Origin of the sequence: Pseudomonas sp. LS-2 (genome assembly GCF_003605735.1) — a bacterium.
In the GTDB taxonomy this organism is placed as follows: Bacteria; Pseudomonadota; Gammaproteobacteria; order Pseudomonadales; family Pseudomonadaceae; genus Aquipseudomonas.
In genome coordinates this window covers 1-942 of the sequence record NZ_QXTJ01000019.1, presented here as the reverse complement: position 1 = coordinate 942, position 942 = coordinate 1, and the positions used below count along the sequence as shown (strand labels likewise).

Annotated in this window: 1 rRNA gene; it reads right to left on the bottom strand. The window is 50.7% G+C overall.

Features of this window, described 5'->3' with window-relative positions:
* Positions 1-732, bottom strand: a 16S ribosomal RNA gene (locus tag D3M70_RS12450); the annotation flags it as partial.
* Between the last annotated feature and the right edge of the window lie 210 nt (positions 733-942).

The window sequence follows — 942 nt, the reverse complement described above, 5'->3', positions numbered from 1 at the left end:
GTGGTCGCCTTCGCCACTGGTGTTCCTTCCTATATCTACGCATTTCACCGCTACACAGGAAATTCCACCACCCTCTGCCCTACTCTAGCTTGCCAGTTTTGGATGCAGTTCCCAGGTTGAGCCCGGGGATTTCACATCCAACTTAACAAACCACCTACGCGCGCTTTACGCCCAGTAATTCCGATTAACGCTTGCACCCTCTGTATTACCGCGGCTGCTGGCACAGAGTTAGCCGGTGCTTATTCTGTCGGTAACGTCAAAATTGCAGAGTATTAATCTACAACCCTTCCTCCCAACTTAAAGTGCTTTACAATCCGAAGACCTTCTTCACACACGCGGCATGGCTGGATCAGGCTTTCGCCCATTGTCCAATATTCCCCACTGCTGCCTCCCGTAGGAGTCTGGACCGTGTCTCAGTTCCAGTGTGACTGATCATCCTCTCAGACCAGTTACGGATCGTCGCCTTGGTGAGCCATTACCTCACCAACTAGCTAATCCGACCTAGGCTCATCTGATAGCGTGAGGTCCGAAGATCCCCCACTTTCTCCCGTAGGACGTATGCGGTATTAGCGTCCCTTTCGAGACGTTGTCCCCCACTACCAGGCAGATTCCTAGGCATTACTCACCCGTCCGCCGCTGAATTCAGGAGCAAGCTCCTGTCATCCGCTCGACTTGCATGTGTTAGGCCTGCCGCCAGCGTTCAATCTGAGCCATGATCAAACTCTTCAGTTCAATACTGCAATTAGGTTTTGAGAAAACCTTATAAACTTGGCTCAGCAATCGTTGGTTAAACCATGATTTCTCGTGGAGTAACTGGCGATGCTGATAATCAGTTGACTTCAGTCTTACAGCGCAAGCACCCACACGAATTGCTTGATTCAATTGTTAAAGAGCGGTTGGTTAAGAGCCTTTCGTCTCAACCGAGGCGCGCATTCTACAGCG